The organism is Bacillus sp. RHFS10 (assembly GCF_016757475.1).
GTDB lineage: Bacteria > Bacillota > Bacilli > Bacillales > Bacillaceae > Bacillus > Bacillus subtilis_G.
Genome location: NZ_JAESPO010000016.1, coordinates 1 through 3,022, shown reverse-complemented (window position 1 = coordinate 3,022; position 3,022 = coordinate 1). Strand labels below are relative to the sequence as shown.

Below are 3,022 nucleotides of genomic sequence, written 5' to 3'. Positions count from 1 at the left end.
TGTTCTTTGAAAACTAGATAACAGTAGACATCACATTCAATTAGTAATACAAGATATCACATAGTGATTCTTTTTAACGGTTAAGTTAGAAAGGGCGCACGGTGGATGCCTTGGCACTAGGAGCCGATGAAGGACGGGACGAACACCGATATGCTTCGGGGAGCTGTAAGCAAGCTTTGATCCGGAGATTTCCGAATGGGGAAACCCACCACTCGTAATGGAGTGGTATCCATATCTGAATTCATAGGATATGAGAAGGCAGACCCGGGGAACTGAAACATCTAAGTACCCGGAGGAAGAGAAAGCAAATGCGATTCCCTGAGTAGCGGCGAGCGAAACGGGATTAGCCCAAACCAAGAGGCTTGCCTCTTGGGGTTGTAGGACACTCTGTACGGAGTTACAAAAGAACGAGGTAGATGAAGAGGTCTGGAAAGGCCCGCCATAGAAGGTAACAGCCCTGTAGTCAAAACTTCGTTCTCTCCTGAGTGGATCCTGAGTACGGCGGAACACGTGAAATTCCGTCGGAATCCGGGAGGACCATCTCCCAAGGCTAAATACTCCCTAGTGACCGATAGTGAACCAGTACCGTGAGGGAAAGGTGAAAAGCACCCCGGAAGGGGAGTGAAACAGATCCTGAAACCGTGTGCCTACAAGTAGTCAGAGCCCGTTAACGGGTGATGGCGTGCCTTTTGTAGAATGAACCGGCGAGTTACGATCCCGTGCAAGGTTAAGCAGAAGATGCGGAGCCGCAGCGAAAGCGAGTCTGAATAGGGCGCATGAGTACGTGGTCGTAGACCCGAAACCAGGTGATCTACCCATGTCCAGGGTGAAGTTCAGGTAACACTGAATGGAGGCCCGAACCCACGCACGTTGAAAAGTGCGGGGATGAGGTGTGGGTAGGGGTGAAATGCCAATCGAACCTGGAGATAGCTGGTTCTCTCCGAAATAGCTTTAGGGCTAGCCTCAAGGTAAGAGTCTTGGAGGTAGAGCACTGATTGGACTAGGGGCCCCTACCGGGTTACCGAATTCAGTCAAACTCCGAATGCCAATGACTTATCCTTGGGAGTCAGACTGCGAGTGATAAGATCCGTAGTCGAAAGGGAAACAGCCCAGACCGCCAGCTAAGGTCCCAAAGTATACGTTAAGTGGAAAAGGATGTGGAGTTGCTTAGACAACCAGGATGTTGGCTTAGAAGCAGCCACCATTTAAAGAGTGCGTAATAGCTCACTGGTCGAGTGACTCTGCGCCGAAAATGTACCGGGGCTAAACGTATCACCGAAGCTGCGGACTGTTCTTCGAACAGTGGTAGGAGAGCGTTCTAAGGGCTGTGAAGCCAGACCGGAAGGACTGGTGGAGCGCTTAGAAGTGAGAATGCCGGTATGAGTAGCGAAAGAGGGGTGAGAATCCCCTCCACCGAATGCCTAAGGTTTCCTGAGGAAGGCTCGTCCGCTCAGGGTTAGTCGGGACCTAAGCCGAGGCCGAAAGGCGTAGGCGATGGACAACAGGTTGATATTCCTGTACCACCTCCTCACCATTTGAGTAATGGGGGGACGCAGGAGGATAGGGTAAGCGCGGTATTGGATATCCGCGTCCAAGCAGTTAGGCTGGGAAATAGGCAAATCCGTTTCCCATAAGGCTGAGCTGTGATGGCGAGCGAAATATAGTAGCGAAGTTCCTGATTCCACACTGCCAAGAAAAGCCTCTAGCGAGGTGAGAGGTGCCCGTACCGCAAACCGACACAGGTAGGCGAGGAGAGAATCCTAAGGTGATCGAGAGAACTCTCGTTAAGGAACTCGGCAAAATGACCCCGTAACTTCGGGAGAAGGGGTGCTCTGTTAGGGTGCAAGCCCGAGAGAGCCGCAGTGAATAGGCCCAGGCGACTGTTTAGCAAAAACACAGGTCTCTGCGAAGCCGTAAGGCGAAGTATAGGGGCTGACGCCTGCCCGGTGCTGGAAGGTTAAGAGGAGCGCTTAGCGTAAGCGAAGGTGCGAATTGAAGCCCCAGTAAACGGCGGCCGTAACTATAACGGTCCTAAGGTAGCGAAATTCCTTGTCGGGTAAGTTCCGACCCGCACGAAAGGCGCAACGATCTGGGCACTGTCTCAACGAGAGACTCGGTGAAATTATAGTACCTGTGAAGATGCAGGTTACCCGCGACAGGACGGAAAGACCCCGTGGAGCTTTACTGCAGCCTGATATTGAATGTTGGTACAGCTTGTACAGGATAGGTAGGAGCCTTGGAAACCGGAGCGCTAGCTTCGGTGGAGGCATCGGTGGGATACTACCCTGGCTGTATTGACCTTCTAACCCGCCGCCCTTATCGGGCGGGGAGACAGTGTCAGGTGGGCAGTTTGACTGGGGCGGTCGCCTCCTAAAAGGTAACGGAGGCGCCCAAAGGTTCCCTCAGAATGGTTGGAAATCATTCGCAGAGTGTAAAGGCACAAGGGAGCTTGACTGCGAGACCTACAAGTCGAGCAGGGACGAAAGTCGGGCTTAGTGATCCGGTGGTTCCGCATGGAAGGGCCATCGCTCAACGGATAAAAGCTACCCCGGGGATAACAGGCTTATCTCCCCCAAGAGTCCACATCGACGGGGAGGTTTGGCACCTCGATGTCGGCTCATCGCATCCTGGGGCTGTAGTCGGTCCCAAGGGTTGGGCTGTTCGCCCATTAAAGCGGTACGCGAGCTGGGTTCAGAACGTCGTGAGACAGTTCGGTCCCTATCCGTCGCGGGCGCAGGAAATTTGAGAGGAGCTGTCCTTAGTACGAGAGGACCGGGATGGACGCACCGCTGGTGTACCAGTTGTTCTGCCAAGGGCATCGCTGGGTAGCTATGTGCGGACGGGATAAGTGCTGAAAGCATCTAAGCATGAAGCCCCCCTCAAGATGAGATTTCCCATTCCGCAAGGAAGTAAGATCCCTGAAAGATGATCAGGTTGATAGGTCTGAGGTGGAAGTGTGGCGACACATGGAGCTGACAGATACTAATCGATCGAGGACTTAACCACATTTTGAATGATGTCA

The 3,022-nt window shown here is 52.9% G+C and carries 1 rRNA gene; it reads left to right on the top strand.

Annotation, left to right across the window (positions count from 1 at the left end):
- The first annotated feature begins 78 nt into the window (after positions 1 to 78).
- Positions 79 to 3,006 (top strand): 23S ribosomal RNA (locus JMN17_RS21355).
- The last annotated feature ends 16 nt before the right edge of the window (positions 3,007 to 3,022 follow it).